Annotated in this window: 23 protein-coding genes and 1 riboswitch; of the genes, 17 read left to right on the top strand and 6 right to left on the bottom strand. The window is 29.7% G+C overall.

Annotation, left to right across the window (positions count from 1 at the left end; translation table 11 throughout):
- Positions 1–9 precede the first annotated feature (9 nt).
- Together BP92_RS0103290 and BP92_RS0103285 are read right to left on the bottom strand one after the other, a co-directional pair.
- The gene (locus tag BP92_RS0103290; protein WP_026724736.1) at positions 10–1,035 is read right to left on the bottom strand and encodes a FecCD family ABC transporter permease; all 1,026 of its coding nucleotides are present in this window, start codon (positions 1,033–1,035) and stop codon (positions 10–12) included.
- A gap of 112 nt (positions 1,036–1,147) precedes the next feature.
- Positions 1,148–2,278: an ABC transporter substrate-binding protein gene (locus BP92_RS0103285; RefSeq protein WP_026724735.1), complete on the bottom strand. Its 1,131-nt coding sequence runs from the start codon at positions 2,276–2,278 to the stop codon at positions 1,148–1,150.
- Positions 2,279–2,550: 272 nt separating this feature from the next.
- Positions 2,551–2,809: riboswitch (cobalamin riboswitch) on the top strand.
- Between the two features lie 79 nt (positions 2,810–2,888).
- On the opposite strand from BP92_RS0103285, the gene BP92_RS0103275 reads away from it, so the two are divergent.
- From BP92_RS0103275 to BP92_RS0103255, 5 genes are all read left to right on the top strand, one after another.
- A complete protein-coding gene (locus BP92_RS0103275; RefSeq protein WP_026724734.1) occupies positions 2,889–4,808 on the top strand; it encodes a TonB-dependent receptor plug domain-containing protein in 1,920 nt (639 codons plus the stop codon).
- A gap of 114 nt (positions 4,809–4,922) precedes the next feature.
- The gene (locus BP92_RS0103270; protein ID WP_026724733.1) at positions 4,923–5,438 is read left to right on the top strand and encodes an RNA polymerase sigma factor; all 516 of its coding nucleotides are present in this window, start codon (positions 4,923–4,925) and stop codon (positions 5,436–5,438) included.
- Complete coding sequence (locus tag BP92_RS0103265) at positions 5,419–5,862, top strand: hypothetical protein (protein WP_026724732.1); 444 nt, start codon at positions 5,419–5,421, stop codon at positions 5,860–5,862. Before BP92_RS0103270 ends, BP92_RS0103265 begins: the two co-directional genes overlap by 20 nt.
- An 8-nt stretch (positions 5,863–5,870) precedes the next feature.
- The gene (locus BP92_RS0103260; protein WP_026724731.1) at positions 5,871–6,398 is read left to right on the top strand and encodes a DUF4252 domain-containing protein; all 528 of its coding nucleotides are present in this window, start codon (positions 5,871–5,873) and stop codon (positions 6,396–6,398) included.
- Positions 6,399–6,401: 3 nt separating this feature from the next.
- A complete protein-coding gene (locus BP92_RS0103255) occupies positions 6,402–6,935 on the top strand; it encodes a DUF4252 domain-containing protein (RefSeq protein ID WP_026724730.1) in 534 nt (177 codons plus the stop codon).
- Positions 6,936–6,960: 25 nt separating this feature from the next.
- On the opposite strand, the gene BP92_RS0103250 is transcribed toward BP92_RS0103255, so the two are convergent.
- From BP92_RS0103250 to BP92_RS0103235, 4 genes are read right to left on the bottom strand one after another with little or no spacing between them, the layout of a single operon-like run.
- Entirely contained in the window at positions 6,961–7,404 is a 444-nt protein-coding gene (locus tag BP92_RS0103250; protein WP_026724729.1) for a sterol desaturase family protein, read from the bottom strand.
- A gap of 10 nt (positions 7,405–7,414) precedes the next feature.
- Positions 7,415–8,254 (bottom strand): phytoene/squalene synthase family protein, encoded by an 840-nt coding sequence (locus BP92_RS0103245; protein WP_026724728.1) that lies wholly within the window; start codon positions 8,252–8,254, stop codon positions 7,415–7,417.
- A 1-nt stretch (position 8,255) separates the two neighbouring features.
- Positions 8,256–9,716: a phytoene desaturase family protein gene (locus BP92_RS0103240; protein WP_026724727.1), complete on the bottom strand. Its 1,461-nt coding sequence runs from the start codon at positions 9,714–9,716 to the stop codon at positions 8,256–8,258.
- Positions 9,717–9,771: 55 nt separating this feature from the next.
- Positions 9,772–10,671 (bottom strand): MerR family transcriptional regulator, encoded by a 900-nt coding sequence (locus BP92_RS0103235; RefSeq protein WP_026724726.1) that lies wholly within the window; start codon positions 10,669–10,671, stop codon positions 9,772–9,774.
- Positions 10,672–10,984: 313 nt separating this feature from the next.
- Between BP92_RS0103235 and BP92_RS0103230 the strand changes: the two genes are divergently transcribed.
- The 12 genes from BP92_RS0103230 (at position 10,985) to BP92_RS0103175 (ending at position 19,321) form a co-directional block, all read left to right on the top strand.
- Complete coding sequence (locus BP92_RS0103230; RefSeq protein WP_026724725.1) at positions 10,985–12,220, top strand: site-specific integrase; 1,236 nt, start codon at positions 10,985–10,987, stop codon at positions 12,218–12,220.
- Positions 12,221–12,231: 11 nt separating this feature from the next.
- Positions 12,232–13,476 carry a hypothetical protein gene (locus BP92_RS0103225; protein WP_026724724.1) on the top strand — a complete coding sequence of 415 codons (1,245 nt, stop codon included), beginning with the start codon at positions 12,232–12,234 and terminating at the stop codon, positions 13,474–13,476.
- 79 nt (positions 13,477–13,555) lie between these two features.
- Positions 13,556–13,789, top strand: a complete 234-nt coding sequence (locus BP92_RS15725; RefSeq protein ID WP_035692805.1) for a helix-turn-helix domain-containing protein — start codon at positions 13,556–13,558, stop codon at positions 13,787–13,789.
- Between the two features lie 97 nt (positions 13,790–13,886).
- Complete coding sequence (locus BP92_RS15720; RefSeq protein WP_051604373.1) at positions 13,887–14,303, top strand: helix-turn-helix domain-containing protein; 417 nt, start codon at positions 13,887–13,889, stop codon at positions 14,301–14,303.
- Positions 14,300–15,007 carry a P-loop NTPase family protein gene (locus BP92_RS0103210; RefSeq protein WP_160169112.1) on the top strand — a complete coding sequence of 236 codons (708 nt, stop codon included), beginning with the start codon at positions 14,300–14,302 and terminating at the stop codon, positions 15,005–15,007. Before BP92_RS15720 ends, BP92_RS0103210 begins: the two co-directional genes overlap by 4 nt.
- 48 nt (positions 15,008–15,055) lie before the next feature.
- Positions 15,056–15,352 carry a plasmid mobilization protein gene (locus BP92_RS0103205; RefSeq protein ID WP_035692804.1) on the top strand — a complete coding sequence of 99 codons (297 nt, stop codon included), beginning with the start codon at positions 15,056–15,058 and terminating at the stop codon, positions 15,350–15,352.
- 4 nt (positions 15,353–15,356) lie between these two features.
- The gene (locus tag BP92_RS15715; RefSeq protein WP_051604372.1) at positions 15,357–16,151 is read left to right on the top strand and encodes a relaxase/mobilization nuclease domain-containing protein; all 795 of its coding nucleotides are present in this window, start codon (positions 15,357–15,359) and stop codon (positions 16,149–16,151) included.
- On the top strand, positions 16,141–16,581 hold the full coding sequence (locus tag BP92_RS0103195; RefSeq protein WP_026724721.1) for a hypothetical protein: 441 nt from the start codon (positions 16,141–16,143) through the stop codon (positions 16,579–16,581). Before BP92_RS15715 ends, BP92_RS0103195 begins: the two co-directional genes overlap by 11 nt.
- Positions 16,582–16,583: 2 nt before the next feature.
- Positions 16,584–16,952, top strand: a complete 369-nt coding sequence (locus BP92_RS0103190) for a hypothetical protein (protein WP_026724720.1) — start codon at positions 16,584–16,586, stop codon at positions 16,950–16,952.
- A 59-nt stretch (positions 16,953–17,011) separates the two neighbouring features.
- Complete coding sequence (locus BP92_RS0103185; protein WP_026724719.1) at positions 17,012–17,560, top strand: hypothetical protein; 549 nt, start codon at positions 17,012–17,014, stop codon at positions 17,558–17,560.
- Between the two features lie 275 nt (positions 17,561–17,835).
- Positions 17,836–18,492 (top strand): helix-turn-helix domain-containing protein, encoded by a 657-nt coding sequence (locus BP92_RS0103180; RefSeq protein WP_150111856.1) that lies wholly within the window; start codon positions 17,836–17,838, stop codon positions 18,490–18,492.
- Between the two features lie 220 nt (positions 18,493–18,712).
- Complete coding sequence (locus BP92_RS0103175; RefSeq protein WP_035692836.1) at positions 18,713–19,321, top strand: hypothetical protein; 609 nt, start codon at positions 18,713–18,715, stop codon at positions 19,319–19,321.
- Positions 19,322–19,390 lie beyond the last annotated feature (69 nt).

Raw genomic sequence — 19,390 nt, 5'->3', positions numbered from 1 at the left:
TCTGTGTTCCTAAAAACGTTTCTTTCTCACTAACAACCAAATCACAACTGGTGCTCCAATTACAGAAGTTATTGCATTTATTGGTAAGGTAATATCATTTCCTGGAACTTGCGCAATTGTATCACAACACAACATTACAATGGCGCCAAGTAATAGTGTACTCCAAAATAACACAAAATGATTACTCGTCTGAAACAACAACTTCGCCATATGCGGAACTGCCAAACCGATAAAAGCAATCGGACCAGCAAAAGCGGTGATGCTACCAGCTAAAATACTGGTTGCGATGATTATTAAAAAACGCGTTTTCTTATAATTGATTCCGATACTTTGCGCATATTTTTCTCCTAAAAGTAATGCGTTCAAAGGTTTGATAACCATGAAACTAATTCCAATTCCGATTATAACAAAAACGGATAAAAGCGAAATTTCATTCCAGGATAAATTCGAAATACTTCCCATGGACCAAAAGGTGAATTTCTGCAATTTTTCAGCCGAAGTAAAATAGGATAAAATCGAAACTATAGCACCAGTGAAACTTCCAAACATCAATCCGACAATTAGAATTGCCATGGTGTCTTTTAATTTTTGGGAAACCAATAAAACTGCCATTAAAACTAAAAAGCTGCCTAAACTCGAAGCTAATACTAATCCGTAATTCGATAAAAAGAAGGATGAGATAAAGGTGGGTAAAAATCCTGTACCTAAAATGATAAACGCCACACCCAAACTCGCACCCGAACTCAATCCCAAAACATAAGGTCCAGCTAATGGATTTCGAAATAATGTTTGCATCAACAAGCCGCTCATTGAAAGTCCGATTCCTACTAAAATTGCGGTTACGGCTTTTGGAAAGCGGAAATTCCACAGAATAATTTCCCAACTTTCCTTACTCATTTCTTGCGATAAAAGTCCGTTAACTACTTCTTTCAAAGGAATAGAAACCGAACCTAGACTGATATTCACCAAAAACAAAAACACCATTACTAAAAGTAAGATGATAAAAAGAAGATTCTGTTTTTTGGTTAATGGCATGCGTTGAATTTTTGGCTAAATTACATTTTTAGAATCTATTTTTGGAACACAGATTAAAGAAATGTGAGAAATTTAAAGAAATGTAATTCCTGTTAATTCGTGAAATTCGTGTCTATTTCAACTTCTCAAAAAAGAACAACTCATAATCCGGTAATACTTCAGGATGTAAAATCTTTACAATGTCTTTCAAAACCAAATCAGGTCGATTTTGTGCTAATTCGTAATAAATAACACCGCCTGTTTTTCCTTTTTTAGTACTAAACGAATAGACGTTTTTGTTCTTTACGGCTTTGAAATGAATGTAATTGGGGTTGCTTTCTAAAATTTGTTTGATAGAGCCAAATTGCCCTGGACCAATCCAAAAATCAGCATCTTTGGCTTTGTCTAAAACACTTTCAAAGGACAAGGCTAAACTTCCAGTTCCTTTGGAATCTTTCCATAGATAATTTCCGTTGGCTTCTTTTAAAAAATAGGCTGCCCAACTATCGCCTTGTGGTAAAAACCATTGGTCTTCGTAGATAGCACCTGCAAAAATGGTTGGTTGGGTTTTCGCTTTTTTCGCTAAATCTAATACGGAATTGTATTCTTTCTCAATCGAATTGAAAATTTCAGTTGCTTTTTCGTCTAAATCATAGAGTGCGCCGAAAAACTTAATCCATTCGGCTTTTCCCAAAGGCGTTTTTTCGGTCCAATCGCCATTGAAGATGATTTTTTGACCGTTTTTTTCTAGATTTTTGTAAGTTTTCAAATCGCCATCAACACTAAATCCTACGATTACATCAGGTTGAATGTCTAAAATAACTTCGGTATTTAATCCTTGATTAGAACCTAAATCGCGCACTTTTCCGGCATCGATTAAAGCTCTTGTTTTTTCAGATGAGATATATTCTGTTGTAGGAAAACCAATTAAAGTATTTTCTACTCCTAAAGATTCCAAAGCAGGAATGTGCGTTGTTGAAGTAACGATTACTTTTTTGATTGGGACTTCGATCGTAGTAAATTGTTGCAAACTATCTGGAATTTGAACTCCTTTTTTATGAAGTACATAAGTGTAATTATCTTTAGCTTCAGGATAAGCGTTAGAAACTTTTACAACCGAAAAACCATCGTATTTTTCAATAGAAAATCCTTCTGCATGTTGAATACTATTTTGTGCAGAAGTATTCAGATTTGCTGAGTTTTCTGATTCTTTACACTGGATAAAACCCAAAAATAAAACGACTAAAAAGAAATAATGACGCATAGAATTGTTTTTTGCAAAAGTAGTACTTTACATTCAAAAACAGATTATATGTAACAAATGATGCCAAACGATTTATCAAAAACCACTAAATTTGCCAAAAAAAAGAACATGAGAACAGATTCAAACGCTTTCATTTATGCAGTAGCAACAATTATTTTGGCGCATTTTGTAATTGGCTTTATTTGGTTGTGGCGTAAGATGAATAAGAAGAAGTAAATTGTTATTTGTTGTAGAATGTTTTTTAAAAATTGCATTCTATTAAAATTAATGTAAATTTGCACCCGAATTTTGGTTGTTGTTTCTGAATTTTTCAAAACAACATTAAAAGGGAATTAGGTGTAAGACCTAAGCTGTACCCGCAACTGTAAGCTATAAAGCTTGTTATTATCTACATTACCACTGTTGTTAATTTAGAATTAAGAATTCTGAATTTAGAAAATTTCTAACTTCTAACTTCTAATTTCTAACTTTCGATGGGAAGGTTGATAACAAGACGCAAGCCAGGAGACCTGCCACATTCATTGAGTAACAAACTTTCGGGAAAAAAAGTTTGAGTATGGGTAAATTCTGTGCTTTTCTCCCCAATTTATTAAATTTTATTAACCTTAAAATGAACAAAAAGTTTATTGGCTTAAGTGTATTTACACTAGCAACTGCTTTTGCGTATGCTCAAGAATCAGATACGCTAAAAGTTAACAACTTAAAAGAAGTTGTTATTTCGGACACAAAATTTGCGCAAAGTAAAGAAAAATCAGGTAAAATTATTGAAGTGATTACCGCTCAAGACTTAGAAGCTAAAAAAGGTCAAAATTTAGCTAATGTTTTGAGTCAGGTTGCCGGAGTGGAAATTAACGGAAATCAATCGTTTAATGGAAAAAATTTAGGCTATTACATTCGTGGAGGCCGTAATCGTCAAGTAGCGATCTATATTGATGGTGTTCCGGTTTCTGATGCTTCAGGAATTAATATCGAATACGATTTGCGTTTAATTCCAGTAGAACAAATCGAGAAAATTGAAGTCATGAAAGGAGCTTCGAGTACGTTATACGGAACTGGAGCGGCAACAGGAGTTATCAATATTACGTTGAAAAAATCAGCTAAAAAGGAAATTTCTGGAAATGCGTACATCAATATGGGAACGCAAAACACTTCGGAAACTTCAAAAACAAGTGCACAAGATTTCAATCAAGGATTATCGGTAAACGGAACGATTAATAAAGTTTCCTACATGACGACTTTAAACAGCACCGAAACCAAAGGTATGTCGGAAGCTGCTGGAGAAAATTTTGAAGAAGATAGGTTTTCGAGAGTGAATGTGTTGCAGAAAATTGGTTTTAAAGCAAACGATAAATTAAGTTTTGAGTTTTTTGGGAATTATGACCGAATCAAAAACACATTTGACAATTCGTTTGACGGAATTATCGCTAATGCAGATGATTTAAACAACAATAGTTTTTCAGAACAGTTCAGAATCGGATTCTTACCAAAATACAAATACAATAAAGGAGAATTTGCTATAAATGCAGGTGCTTCAACTATTGATAGAGTTTTAAATATTTCAAATTCGTGGTCGGGAACCATTGATAATTACAATTATTCGGGTAGAAGTGCATCGATTGATGCTTTCAATAAATACAATTTCAGCAAACAAGTATATTTAGTTTTAGGTGCACAATATCAGTATTTTGATATGACGCAAAACACGAATGGAGTAGTAGATGTTATCAAAGAAAATGCTAAATTCAACTTATTAGATCCGTATGCAACTTTGGTTTTTAATTCTGATTTTGGGTTAAACATTAACGCTGGAGCTCGTTTCAATACACACAGCGAATACGGAAATCAAGTAGTTTATAATTTTAATCCGAGTTATTCATTTGAAAATCTACCATTAAAAGTATTAGCTTCGTATAGTACAGCTTTCATCACTCCAAGTTTATACCAATTATATGGTCCTTACGGGAATTTAGATTTAACTCCAGAAGAAAATGCTACGGCAGAATTTGGTTTTGAATCGCAATTATTGAATAAAAAATTAACGATAAATGCGGTTGGTTTTTATAGAGAAGAAGAAAATACTTTTGGCTTTACATCAAATTACATCAATATTGATGAAACATACAATGCAAAAGGAGTAGAAACAAGTGTTCGTTATACATTATCTGAAAGATTCAATATTGGAGGAAATTATACGTTTACTCAAGTTGAAGAGCAATTAAACCGATTAATTCCAAAACACAAAGGAAATGTCGATTTGAATTACAAATTCAAAAGAGGAACTTTCGGAATCAATTATCAATATGTAGATCATAGAAGCGATGCTTTTTATGATATGAATATTTGGGCAACACAGGCTGTTAATTTAGCTGCTTATCAGTTGGTTAATTCGAATATTTCATATGAATTATTACCAAAGCGTTTGCATATTTTTGGAACTGTAACCAATATTTTAAACGAAGATTTCCAAGAAGTAATTGGTTATAATACAAGAGGAAGAAATTATAAATTAGGTTTGAATTTCATGTTTTAACTAAAGTTTAATTATTTGATTTTAAAAGGTTTTGGTAGTTTTTTGCCAAAACCTTTTTTTTATTTGTAACAAAATTAAATTATATTCGTCTTCATTATAAACCAACCCATTACTATGAACCAAAACGAGTTTGTACAAATAATCACTCCTTTTAAGGATAAGTTATTTCGTTTAGCGAAGCGAATGCTCGTAAGTACCGAAGAAGCAGAAGATGCCACTCAGGAGGTTTTAGTGAGGTTGTGGAATAAAAATAGTGCTTTAGAACAATACAATAGTGTAGAAGCTTTAGCAATGACGATGACTAAGAATTATTGTTTGGATCAACTCAAAAGTAAAAGAGCAACAAATTTGCAAATTGTTCATAACAATTATCAAGATAAGCAAGCGAGTGTAGAAACGCAAATAGAGCATCAAAATACGTTACAATGGGCAGAAAAGTTAATGAACGATTTACCCGAACAACAACGATTGATATTACAACTAAGAGAAATTGAAGAATACGAATTTTCGGAAATTGCTCAAGTATTAGAAATGAATGAAACAGCGGTTCGAGTAGCTTTATCAAGAGCACGAAAAACCTTAAGAGAACAAATTGAAAAAACACATAATTATGGAACTCAAGTTAGTTGAACAATTATTGGAAAAATACTTTCAAGGAGAAACTACAATAGCAGAAGAAAAACAATTAAAGGCCTATTTTTCTTCCAACGATGTGGTGCCACATTTGGTAAAATATCAATCACTATTTGGTTACTTTGAAACACAAAAAGGAACGCAATTCGAGCAAAAACTTCCATTACAACCTAGAAAACAAAGTACTGTAAAATGGATAGGCATCGCAGCAAGTTTTGTAGTGCTTTTTGGATTGGCAACCTTCTATTTTTATCCTTCCGAACCTAAACATGAAGATTTAGGAACGTATGATAATCCAGAAGAAGCCTTTGCCGCCACACAAAAAGCTTTGTTGATGGTTTCAGAACAAGTTAACATTGGCATGGAAAGTGTAGTATATTTAGAAGAATACGAAAAAACAAAAAAAACAATTTTTAAATAATAAGAAAAATGAAAAATTTAGTAGTAGTTATAGCATTTTTAATGGCATCAACGGTTTCTTTTGCACAAGGCGCTTTTGATAAATTTGAAGATAAAGAAGGTGTAGCATCTGTTATTGTGAATAAGAAGATGTTTGAAATGATGAGTAAAGTGAAAGTGGATGCAAAAGATAAAGAAATGCAACAATACATGAACTTACTTAAAAAATTAGACAACTTAAAAGTGTTTACAACGAGTAATGCAAAATTAGGTGCCGATATGAAAGCGACTGTAAATAGTTACTTAAAATCAAATCCTTTAGAAGAATTGATGCGTGTGAATGGCGATGGTAAAAATGTAAAAATTTATGTAAAATCAGGTGCTAATGAAAACATTGTAAAAGAACTTTTAATGTTTATTGAAGGAGCTAATATGAAAGATGCTAGTACAATTGTTTTATCATTAACTGGAAACTTTAGCTTAGATGAAATTTCTATGTTAACCGAAAAAATGAATTTACCTGGTGGTGATGATTTGAAAAAAGCTTCAAAAAAATAAACCATGAAAAAGTTTCTATTACTTGTTTCAAGTGTGATTTTACTCTGTAGCTGTGAGGATAAGCCTTCACTTCAAAAGTATTTTGTAAAAAACACAGAATCGCCAAAGTTTATTGCATTAGATTTAGCTTCCAATATCATTAAAACCGATAAAGTTGCATTGTCTGAAACAGAAAAAGCTGCATTAGAATCGTTCGAAAAAATGAATATTTTAGCTTTCAGAGCTGATTCTACAAATACTGCTGAATATGATAAAGAAATCAAAGAAGTAAAAACCATTTTGAAAGACGAAAGTTATCAGCAATTAATGAAAGCAGGCTCTGGTAACGATGGTGCCGCTATTTATTTCGTTGGAAATGATGACGAACACATTGAAGAGTTTGTTGTTTTAGCTGGAAAGAAAGAAAATGGTTTTGCAGTAGTTCGCGTTTTAGGAAACGATATGAATCCGACACATATCATGAATATGTTGAGTTTACTCCAAAAATCACAAGTGGATATGGAGCAATTGAAACCCTTACAACAATTGATGAAATAAAAAAATCCCGCAACTGCGGGATTTTTTAGTTTTTAAAGTATTTCAAAGGAACGATTAACATTCCGAAACATTCTCCGTGTTCTTTTCCTATGTGTTTGTGATGCATTTTGTGAGCACGTCTAACAGCTTTAGCATAACGATTGTTGGCATTTCTAAACAACTTAAATCGTTGGTGAATAAAAATGTCATGTACTAAGAAATAAGCCAATCCGTAAGCGAAAATTCCTAATCCAATTGCTAAACCAATTTCTAAGATATCGTGCTGCCATAATAAAAAACAACCAATACTCACAACAGCATAAAAAATAAAGAAAGCATCATTACGTTCAAACCACGAATCGTGATCTTTTTTATGATGATCGGCGTGTAAACTCCATAAAAAACCATGCATGATGTATTTGTGACTAAACCAAGCCATAAATTCCATAAAGCAAAAAGTTGTAAAAAAAACTAAAACGTGTAACCACATAATTATAGTATTATATTATATTTAATCTGTATTTGACGTAACATCTGGCCAATAATTCTACTTTTTGATAATCAGAAACTCGAATTCGAGTATTCTTGATTTCTAAAGAAGGTGTTTTTTGAAGTTTTTTTAATAACTTCTTGTAATATCTGTACGCTGTATAAACTCCAAATTTAGCCTCTAAAGGTAAGTTTTTAATTCCTTCATAAGCTGCTTCAAAATCACTTTCAATATCAGCAATGATTTCTTGTTTTGATTTTTCATCCAAATGATTCAAATCGGTATTAGGGAAATAAGTTCTGCTTAATTCTTCAAAATCAGCTTTTAAATCTCTTAAGAAATTCACTTTTTGAAAAGCCGAACCTAAACGCATAGCTGAATCTTTTAATGCATTGTACTTTTCATCATTTCCGTTTACGAAAACTTTCAAGCACATTAATCCCACAACATCGGCTGAACCATAAATATATTCTTGATATTCTTCTGTAGTTTTGTATTCGCTTTTACTCAAATCTAATTTCATACTTTTCATAAAAGCATCAATCATTTCTCGTGGAATATTATATTTATTCACAGTATGTTGAAATGAATTTAAAATTGGATTTAAGCTAATTCTTTGCGATAGCGCTAAACTTAATTCATTTTCAAACTGAGAAAACAAGGCTTCTTTATCGTAATCGTGAAAAGTATCTACAATTTCATCCGCAAAGCGAACAAAACCGTAAATGTTATAGATGTCTTGTCGGATACTAGGCGCTAACATTTTTACAGCAGATGAAAATGACGTACTGTACGCTTTAGTAACTTTTACGCTACAATCAAATGAAACGTTATCAAAAATGGACTTCATACTATTGATACTTTTTTATTAAATCGGCAACTAATTTTCCTGAAATTAAGGACGGTGGAACTCCCGGTCCTGGTACGGTTAACTGTCCAGTAAAATACAAATTTTGTACTTTTTTACTTTTCAATTTAGGTCTTAAAAAAGCGGTTTGCAATAAGGTATTGGCCATACCATACGCATTCCCTTTGTACGAATTATATTCTTTAACAAAATCATTTACACAAAACGATTCTTTAAAGATAATATTATTTTTCACACTTTGATTAGTTAGCTGTTCTAATCGTGTTATTATTTTTTCAAAATAAAGTTCTCTTAGCTCCAGAGTATCTTCTAATCCTGGTGCTAATGGAATCAGAAATATTCCTGCTTCTTTTCCTTCTGGAGCTGAATTTTCATCGGTTTTTGATGGAAAACTTGCGTAAAACAAAGGTTCTTCAGGCCATTTTGGATTATCATAAATAGCTTCGGCGTGAATATCGAAATCAACATCAAAGAATAAAGAATGATGTTCTACGTTTTCAATTTTTTTATTAAACCCAACATAAAATAGTAGCGAAGATGGAGCAAACGTTTTGTTTTCCCAATATTTCTCAGAATACTGACGATATTTCTCATCCAATAAGGTTTCTGAATGGTGATAATCGGCGCCACTTAGAACAATATCAGCTGTAATAATTTTGTCTTTTACCAATAAGCCAGTCGCTTTTCCGTTGGTAACATCAATTTTTTGAACATTAGCATTGGTTTCGATTTTAACACCTAACTCTTTAGCCAATGTTTCCATAGCTAAGATTACCGAATACATTCCGTTTTTTGGATGCCATGTTCCCAAGCCAAAATCAGCAAAATTCATGAAATTGTAAAAAGAAGGCGTATCGCTTGGTTTTGCTCCCAAAAATAAAACGGGAAACTCTAAAATTTGAACCAATTTCATGTTTTTGAATCGTTTTCGAACATCTTTTTTAATGTTACTGAAAAATTGATTCACTTTTTTGGCTGTTTCTAAAGTAATCAATTCCAAAGGCGATTCACCTGGACGATATACCAAATCTTTAATAGCGATATCATAATTGCTTTTAGCTTCCGCCATGAATTGCTCTAATTGCTTTCCGCTTCCTTTCTCGATAGATTCGAAAGTTTTTACAATTTCTGGTAAGTTATCGGCAATAGTAACAAAATCCAAATGTCCAAAATAGACTTGGTAGGCTGGGGAAAGCTTAATTAACTCGTAATAATCTGAAGGTTTTTTGTCAAAGTCAGCAAAGAAACGCTCGAATACATCGGGCATCCAATACCATGTTGGGCCAATATCGAATGTAAAGCCTTCCTTTTTAAGTTGACGAGCTCTTCCTCCTATGGTACTATTTTTTTCGTAAACAGTCACATCGTTACCTTGTTTTGCTAAATAGCAAGCTGCAGCTAACGAAGAAAATCCTGAACCGATTATGGCGATGTTTTTACTCACTTGTTTTTATTTTGTTTAACAAAAATAGTAAAAAAGTTAAACAAAACAAATCTTTTTACAAAGTATTTGAAAGTTCTTCTATACTATCAAATACATGTACGTTATTTTTGATGACTTTGGATGATATGGATTGCGTCATTCTACCTAATAATAACAATTCATGATTGGTGTTTTCAATTAGTTTCGCTTGAATATCAATTATATAATTGTCAATTTCTTCCTGATTTGGTTCAACGGTTAAATAACTAACAAAAGATATTTTTTCATACGAATTAATTAAATCTAACAAGCTGTCAGTTGGAATACTTTCTCCAAGATAGATGGTTTGGTAGCCTTTTAAAAGTATTTCGTAATTCAAGTACATCAAACCAAGTTCATGAACTTCATTTAGTGGAAGAAATAACACAAAAACTTTGTCTGTTTTAGTTGGTTCTAGTATTTGTACTTTTTCTGTATTTATTAAAAGTTTTTGTTTGATTAAATAACTAATGAAATGTTCGTGTGCTGGAGAAATGGTCTCGGTTTGCCAAAGAAATCCAATTTCTTGCATCAGCGGTATGAAAACGGTATAAAATACTTCACGAAATGATTTTTCACTTAGTAATTGATTGTATGTATTAAAAAACAAAGATTGATCAAAATTCATCATTGCCATTTTGAAAGTACTAATGGCGTGATTTTTTGCACTTTTTTCGGAAATAATGTCGTTGGCTAACTTGTTAATTTGCTCCTGATTAAGCGTGCCTATTTTTGAAATTTTATAGCCGTAATTGTGAAGTAATACGATATTTAAAAGCTTTTGTAAATTCTTAATATCATACGAACGAATGTTAGTATCTGAACGCATAGGCTCTAATACATTATAGCGTTTTTCCCAGATACGAATCGTGTGTGCTTTTATTCCTGAAAGATTTTCTAAATCTTTGATACTGAAAACATTTTTAACGTTGTTCATCTCTCATTTCATTTTGTTTAACAAAAGTAATAAAAAAAGTGAACAAAAAAAGTATTTTGGTAAAAATGTTTAACGATAGTCTAAATTTGGTTAAACAAATATAATATAGGGGATAGGATTGAGAATAAATTGTAACAAAAGTGACCAAGGAGGGAGTTCCTCTTTTTTTAAACTGTTTTTAATTCATAATAATTCATTATATTTGAAAAATAAAGGGTTATAAGATTAAATTTTAATTAGTTTTAACTGATTTTAATATTAAAATAATCCCCCTTTTGCTCCCCTAGTGTAATTGATTATAATGAATTTTAATATGAACTATTTGTTTGAACTTAGAAAGGATAAGGTAAATAAGAACGGACTCATTCCAGTCAGAATAGTCATAACTTCTAATAAAATTAAAATTCGGAAAAATCTACCTAATGTGAAAACTTTATTGGAAGATTGGGACTCAAAAAACGGATATATTAAAAACCATAAGAAACACCAATATTATGACGAGTATCTAGATTCAAACAAGGAGATTCAAAATACTAAGGATAAGGTAGAGAAGATTTTTAACTTTTTTAAATTCAATGATATAGAGTTTTCTGAAAAAATATTCCTAGAGAAATTTGGTAAAGATGAAGTCTCTGTTGGAATTGATTTTTTTGAAGCATTTGACGACTTTGTAAAAGCTTCCAAACACACCAAAACTGAAGGAACTATTAAGCGATATATTACTTTGAGAAATTTTTTAATTGATTTTGCTCAAGCAACCAAATATCCTATCCGTTTTGATACCATCAATTTAAATTTTGAGGAAGAGTTCATGGATTATGCCTTTGAAGAAAGAAAGACACTGAATAATTATTATGGCAAATTAATAAGCATTATAAAGACTTTCATGAACTGGGCATTCAATCGAGGTTTACATAATAATCTGGAGTTTAAAAAAATTAAGCATGTAGAAAATGAGATTGAGGTTATTTATCTTGAAAAGGATGAGTTGATAAGTTTGTTTGAATACCCTTTTGAGAATAACAAGCTCTCAAGGGCCAGAGATTTCTTCTGTTTTGGATGCTTTACAGGATTAAGATATTCCGACATTTATAACCTTCATAATGCTAATATTAGCGAGAGTTTTATTGAATTAAACATAATTAAAACCAAGACCATTAGTCATAGAGTTGAATTGAATAAATATTCAAAAGCTATATTGGATAAGTATAGAGATACAATACATCAACCAGTTCCAAAGTTTTCATCTCAGAAATTAAATGATTACATAAAAGAATGCTGCAAGATTGTTGGGATTGATAAAAATACTACTATAACAAGATATATAGGTTCAAAGCGAAAAGAAGAAACATATAAAAAATATGAACTTATAACTTGTCATGTATCGAGAAAGACTTTCGTAACAAATTCATTATTAATGGGGATGAATGAAAGAGTTTTGAGAGATTTTACTAATCACTCTTCAGAAAGATCGTTTAAAAAGTATGTGAAATTAACAAATGCTTTAAAACAGCAGGAAATGAAGAGAACTTGGGATGAAAACTTTTAAATATTTTAGATATGAATGCACTATTTTTTATTAGACAAAACTTTAAAGAAATTTTTTTTAAGGACAAAAAGATTGAAGAAGTTAAATACAAAAAAATAATTCCTCATTTTTTAGTTATTTTAGATAATATAAATTCATTAGAATTAACGGATTCAATACTTGATAATATTAAATATGACATAGTTAATAATCTAAAATATAGTCAACTAGATAATTTAATAGGAAGTATTCATGATAAAGACAAGAAAAAAATTATTGAGAATTTAATTTTTGAGGAAGAATATCGATGGTATCAAAAAAAAGAAGTTGAGATATTTGACAAAATTGATAATTCAAGACTTGAGCATAATACTGCTGATTTCATTGCTTTTATAATTGGAGAAATAGTTGAGCTGCAAAGATTAGCTAAATCTTGTCTTTTTAATAATGTTTACATTCGAATTAGTAAAAATTTATTTGATAAACTTATACCTCCAAAAGTTTTAAGTTATTATGAGACTGAACAAAATGTAAATGTTCCTATTAATTCTGCTTATTCATTCTTTTTTAGATATGAAAAAAAAACAGCTTTAAATAAATTTAAGAATGCAGTAAGGCATAATATTCAGAACAGAAATTTAGAATCATTTGAAGCAGAATATTTTGAAGTTAATCGAATTTTTTTTGACAGACTGAAATTAGAATTTATTCCAATTATAAACTATGAAGAAAAGAAGATAAATCTTATATATGATAGTAAAAAACACATTACAAAAAAGGAAATTCTAGAGATCTTAGACTATACTGATTTTTTTAAACAAAGAAATATTGTACATGATTTGAAAATGATATTGAAGAAAAAAAATATAAAGAACATGGACTTGTTTGAGGATTCATTGTATATTTTTTTTGAAGAATTGAGTAGTGAAGTAACAAAAAAAGATATTAAGATTTTTATTTCTGTATTAATGGAAGCTTATCCGTCTTATGATTTAATTGATATTAAAAATGTTCAAATTAAACTCAATAGGGTTTTAAGTGATGAATTTAATAGAAATAAATTTAAAGCATTCCTTTTTTATTTAAATATTAATTTATTTAGTAAAGCTGCTAATAAACTTAAATATCTTCTGTCTAACTTTTTTAATAAAATTGAAGGAATGTCTGAAAGTAGTTTAAATGATATTTTTTATTCAAGATTTGAAATTGATGTTGATTTTGCTGTACCTGATTTGGTTAGGTTGAATGTAAATAAATTTTTGAACCCTGAAGAATAGTTTTATGTAGCCTTATGTAAAAAGCTTTATTTGATTCTGATATAGTTTTGCCAATGTTAACCAAATAAAATAAGTTAAAATGGCATTACAGAAAAAACACACCGAAAATGATTCTAAAATTATCATTCCAGAATCAGATGACAGGTTAAATCAAAGACAAGTTGCAGAACTTTTTGGTAGAACTGAACAAACAATAATTGCTTGGAAAAAGCAAGGTAAAATTCCATATTTCCAATTAGGGAGATTTCCGATATTTAGTAAATCTCAATTGACAAACCTTGCTTTAAAAAACCCTCATTTAATCAATGACTAAAGATCTAATTAGAACATTTGTTCTACTTAGGTCTTTTTTTGTTGCATCTATCCTATAAATGTAAATGTAGTGAAATTAATTAAAAACAATTTAAATTATGAGCATAAAACCTTCATATTATTCTTATTTGACATCAACCGTTAGATATGATAAAAGATTAAAACCTAGCGCAAAGTTGCTTTATAGTGAAATTACAGCATTGTCCTCCCAATACGGATTCTGTTGGGCCACAAATAGATATTTTGCAGATTTATTTGAAGTAAGAACTGAAACAGTCAGTTTATGGATTAATTCATTAGTAAAACTTGGATACATTGAATCAAAAATTATCTATAAAGAAGGTACTAAACAAATTCTAAATAGGTATTTAGAGATTAAAGGAAGCGGTATTGTTAAAGACATAAATATATCTATTGATGTTTTTCTAAAAGATAATAAAAAAAATATTAATAGTAAATCTAATATTTTCTTTAAAGAAAAAAGTAATAATTCACGTGAAAAATTTATAGAATGAGAACAAAACTTGCATCTATGGAAATAGTACTCAATCATTTTCTGATGAGTATAAAAGAAAGAAAAAAAGTTGCGGACAAAAAAGAAAGAAAAATTATGAATACCGACGAAATGAAAAGACTTTACATTAAAGTAGCTAAAGAATATTATAGCAGAGAAAATCGTGATTTTACAATTGATGAAAACAATCAAAATTATTTGAATTTGTTATGTAAATATTTTTCTAGAGATATTGAATTTGAAACTATACATCGTGGTGAACTGAGAAAAGGATTGTTAGTAATTGGTAATCCTGGTACAGGAAAATCATCCAGTTTTAAAATCATTCAAATGATATCAAAAATTTATGGATTACAAAGCCTTTGGTTCCCTATTGTAGAAACAAAAAAAGTGGTTGAAAAATTTAATGTTGAGAAAAATAAGGATTCAATAATTGAAAATTACTCAATTGGTACTTTTTGTTTTGATGATTTAGGAAGTGAAAACGAAGCAAATAATATCCATGTTTGGGGTTCTAAAGAGGATATTTTTATTAGAATTCTTGAGAACCGTTATGATGAGTTTATTGCAAAAAACACAAAAACCTTTATTACTACAAATTTATCATTAATACAAATCGAGAAACGATATGGATCGAGAGTTAGAGATAGATTTGTTTCTATGTTTAATCTTATAGAGCTTAATGGTACTAGTAGAAGATTTTAATAACTTTTTCAATTCCAATTTTAACTTAAGGGAATAAAGAGAATATTTATGAAACAACAAATAATAAAATTTCGTGTATCAAAATTAGAGCAAGCCATAATTAAAAAGAAAGCAAAAGATTCCGGAATGGCTGTTTCAGAATTATTGCGAAGACTTGTCTTAGGCTATAAATTGACATCAAAATTGAGTCCTGAAGAAATTGAAGTATACAAAACACTGGCCAATTTTTCTACAAATTTTACAAGAATTAGTAATCTATTTAAGCTGGGAGATGTAGAAGGATTAAAAAAAGAAACATTAGAAACCTCAAGAATAATTAGAGAACACTTAATGAAACTAAAATAGATATATGATTGGTATGGCTAAAGCATGTTCTGGTGGTGGTTCTTTATTGAATTACATTATGAATGATAGGAAAGGTTACGAGTTGCTCAGAAACAATCTCTGTGGATTAAATCCAAAAGAAATTATAGAAGAAATGAGTATAATTCAAGATTTAAACCACAGAGCAAAAAATAAAACGTTAAGTTTGGTTCTATCTCCTTCAATTGATGATGGTCATAAATTATCTAATTCAGAACTTAAGAAGATGACAGTCGAATTTATGGAAGAGCTTGGTATTAATGCTGATAACCACCAGATACTGGCATTTGTTCACACAGAAAAACGTCACAAGCATATACATATCTATTGCGGGCGTTTGAATATGGAAACAGGAAAAATGGTTAATGATCACTTTATTGGTAAGAAGGCACAATGGGCAGCTCATCGTATTGCTTCGCGTCGAAATCTACTTTCGGCGAAACAAATGATGTTTCGTAAAATTAAAGCCAATCAAAATGAAGGTTTTACAATTCCAAAATCTACAAAAGATGAAATTTACAATAAGCATTTAAAAGCTATTGAAAGACAATATAATTCTTTGGAAGAATATTTTCTAGTGATGAAAACAATGGGTGTTGAAGTGCAACCTTCAGTTAATAAGCAAGGATTAATTCAAGGTTACAGATTTGTAAATGTGGCCACAAAAGAAAGCTTCAAAGCCTCTGAAGTTAATAGAAAAATTAACTTAAAAGATATAGTTGGAAAACCTATAATAGAAACTAATCAAAAGCCAAAAATAAAGTTTAGACATGGCAGGTAAAAAACAACCTGGTTTGATTGATATGGTCTCAATCTTACTTGAAGAAATGGAGAAAAATAGAAAATCAACTAAAGATTTATTTGCTGTTGCAGATACATTAAATTCAAAAATGGATAGTTTGAAAAATCACAATCCTAAATTGAATATTGATTCTCTAAAAGTTGAATTAGATAAATTTCAAAATCATACTAATGTAAACAAAAACGAAATGATTAAACTAGTTTACAATCATATTGAATCGTTAAAAAGGCACCAATTAGAAATGTCACAAATTAAACCCCCAGATGAATTAAGTTGGTACCTTGACATAAAAGTATGGTTGATAATATTTTTAAGCTTTTATTCAATTTACATAAGTTATCTATTATATCAGTCAAACACAAATTTATCAACGTTAATTGAACTGAGAACAACATTAAATAGTAAATAAATATGGCTGATTTATTAAAGTTGAAAAGGGAACTAGAGGCGATTAGGAAGATACTAAGTCAAAATCTAGATAACATCAATTTTGAAATTGAAAATAGTCATACTGAATTGCGTTTTTGTTCAAAATATGTCAAAGTTCAATTTGTATACCTATTATCTATACTTTACACAACTCTATTATTAGCCATTCTTTATATTTTGATGAGTTGGCACTATAGTCAAGTAAATCAATTAAATGCAACATCTGTTAAGTTTCAAAAAATAAGCTATGATAAAGGTTATAATGACTGTACTAATAAATACAAACAATTTTTTCTTGACAATCCAGCGGCAATGCATGATTTAGAAATTTGGGTAAATAATTTAGAATAATTTCATTTTTAGTATGAAAATATTTGTTAAATTTAGCGTTGTATTTTAAAAGCATTATCATGGAAAATTTTAGATTTTATTGGGATGAGTATGTAGCCAACAGAGAAAAGCATGAAGATTATTACAATGTTATGGAGAATTACTCTGATACTCCAATTTTAAATGAAATAATACGCTACTTGGATGAGAAATTCCCCAATTGGAATACAAATTCAGGAATTGGATTTTATGCAGCTGAATTTGTTTCTGATATTATAGATGAATTTGAGTCTTATGTGAATTATAATGATTCTGAGGAAGAGGAAAATGAAGATTGTGAAGCAATTGAAGAAGACTTTACAAAAAAGGAATTAGAATTCTTACATCAAACTATTTCTTCTTATTATACAACTACATTAGAAAGCTTTGAACATAGATTTAATATGTATTCAATTGATGAATTTGAAGCTTATTTAGAGAGTCTAATTGAAAATGAAGTTGATGAAAAGAAAATAGCAGAGCTTGAAGATTTATCTCAAGAAGCCTATGATAAAATGTATGATGAATTTAAAATTAAATTAAAAGAAAAGATTGTCTACGACTTCAAAAGTGATATTGTATTTGATTAGAATTAAAAAACCTTAAAATCCTTTAGCGGTCAAACTTATCGAGATGTGCCTTTGTGTCCACAAATTTCTCCGAATTTGCGAACACAAAGGCAATCTCGTTTTTGCTCCCGAAGGTCGCAAAAAGGGTTTTAGATTATTTTACGAAGTTCAAATTATATTATTTTATATGTTTTTAAATTAAAATTGATTAAATTTTATTGTGAATCAAATAAAATTATTATTATTGTGTTATCCCCTAATGATACAATAATATTAACTTAGAAATTTTTTAAATTTTGAATATTTTTATTGCAGAAGATCATCAAATGACAATTGAAGGTTATAAGATGATACTTTCATTTTCAAGTATATTGGGGGACAACATTAATTACATTGAAGCAAATTCATGTGAGGAAGCCTATTTAAAAATTAATAATGCTCTAAAATTAAATACGAAAATTGATTTAGCTATTATTGATTACTCAATGCCTATTTATCGTCAGGAAAATATTTTCAATGGTGCAGATGTATGTAAATATATAAAAAAGACTTTTCCAAATTGTAAGACTATAATTTTAACCTCTATTTTAGAGAATGTTGTTTTGTTTGATATAGTTCAAAATGTTTCTCCTGATGGAATTGCAACTAAAACTGACGTAAACGGGAAAGTTTTTTTAAACATTACAGAAACAGTTTTATTAGGCAATAAATTCAGAAGTGATTTTGTCATTAGACAACTAGAAGAAATATGGGAAAATGAAGTTTTTATTAATGAGAAAAATAGATTAATCCTACATTTTTTATCTATCGGTTATAAAATTTCTGAAATAGCAAATGAATTGTCAGTTTCAGAAATCACTATTAAAAAAAGAATCTCCAAAATAAAACAATCCTTTAATCTTAAAGAGGATGAAAACATTCTTAAAGAAGCCAAATCTCGTGGTTATATTTAAATTTTAACAATAATTATACCTCAGGTATACATTTGGTTAAATGTTAAAATTTACTTTGTGGTTAGTTTGAATTGTTAGAATTTCGCTTGAAATTTAGTGATATTTTTTTCTATAATACTTCATAAAATAATGATTTTGTGGTTGTATAACATGGAAAAATGTTTTTAGAGACATACTAAATTTTATTAATTATTTCTACAATTTTAAACAACAAACTATTATGATAAATAGGTTAGTTTTATTATTCTTTTTCTTGAGTTATAATGTGAAATCACAAGATATGCTTTGGGAAAAATCTTTTGGAGGGAAGCATTGTGAAATTTTGACAGATATTTTATCTACTTCTGACAATGGTTTTGTTTTAGCAGGAAGTTCTATTTCAGGTAAGACAGGAAATAAATCCAATAAAAATATTGGTAGTTATGATTATTGGATTTGTAAAATAGATTTTAAAGGAGAATTAGAATGGCAAAAATCTTTTGGTGGTGAAGGAAGTGACATGTTAACTAGTATTATTCAAACAGAAGATGGAGGTTTTCTTTTGGGAGGAACTTCATCTTCAAATAAAAGTTTAGATAAAAAAGAAGATTCAAAAGGACAAAGTGATTTTTGGATTATTAAACTTAATTCTAGTGGTATAGAAGAGTGGCAAAAGACTTTTGGAGGTGAATGGCACGATGAATTGCAATCTGTAATAACAGGAGTCGATGGTGGTTTTCTTTTGGGAGGAACATCTGCATCAGGTATTTCGTCTGATAAAACAACCTTAAACTATGGCAATTTGGACTATTGGATAATTAAAATTAACCCGTTGGGTGAAATTATTTGAAGTAAAATAAATTGAAAAAATGTTGGTCAAGATACTGAAAATCAGTATCTTGAAGTCGCAAAACAACCA

The sequence above is a fragment of the Flavobacterium sasangense DSM 21067 genome (assembly GCF_000686885.1).
In the GTDB taxonomy this organism is placed as follows: domain Bacteria; phylum Bacteroidota; class Bacteroidia; order Flavobacteriales; family Flavobacteriaceae; genus Flavobacterium; species Flavobacterium sasangense.
This window is presented reverse-complemented; position numbering and strand designations above follow the sequence as displayed.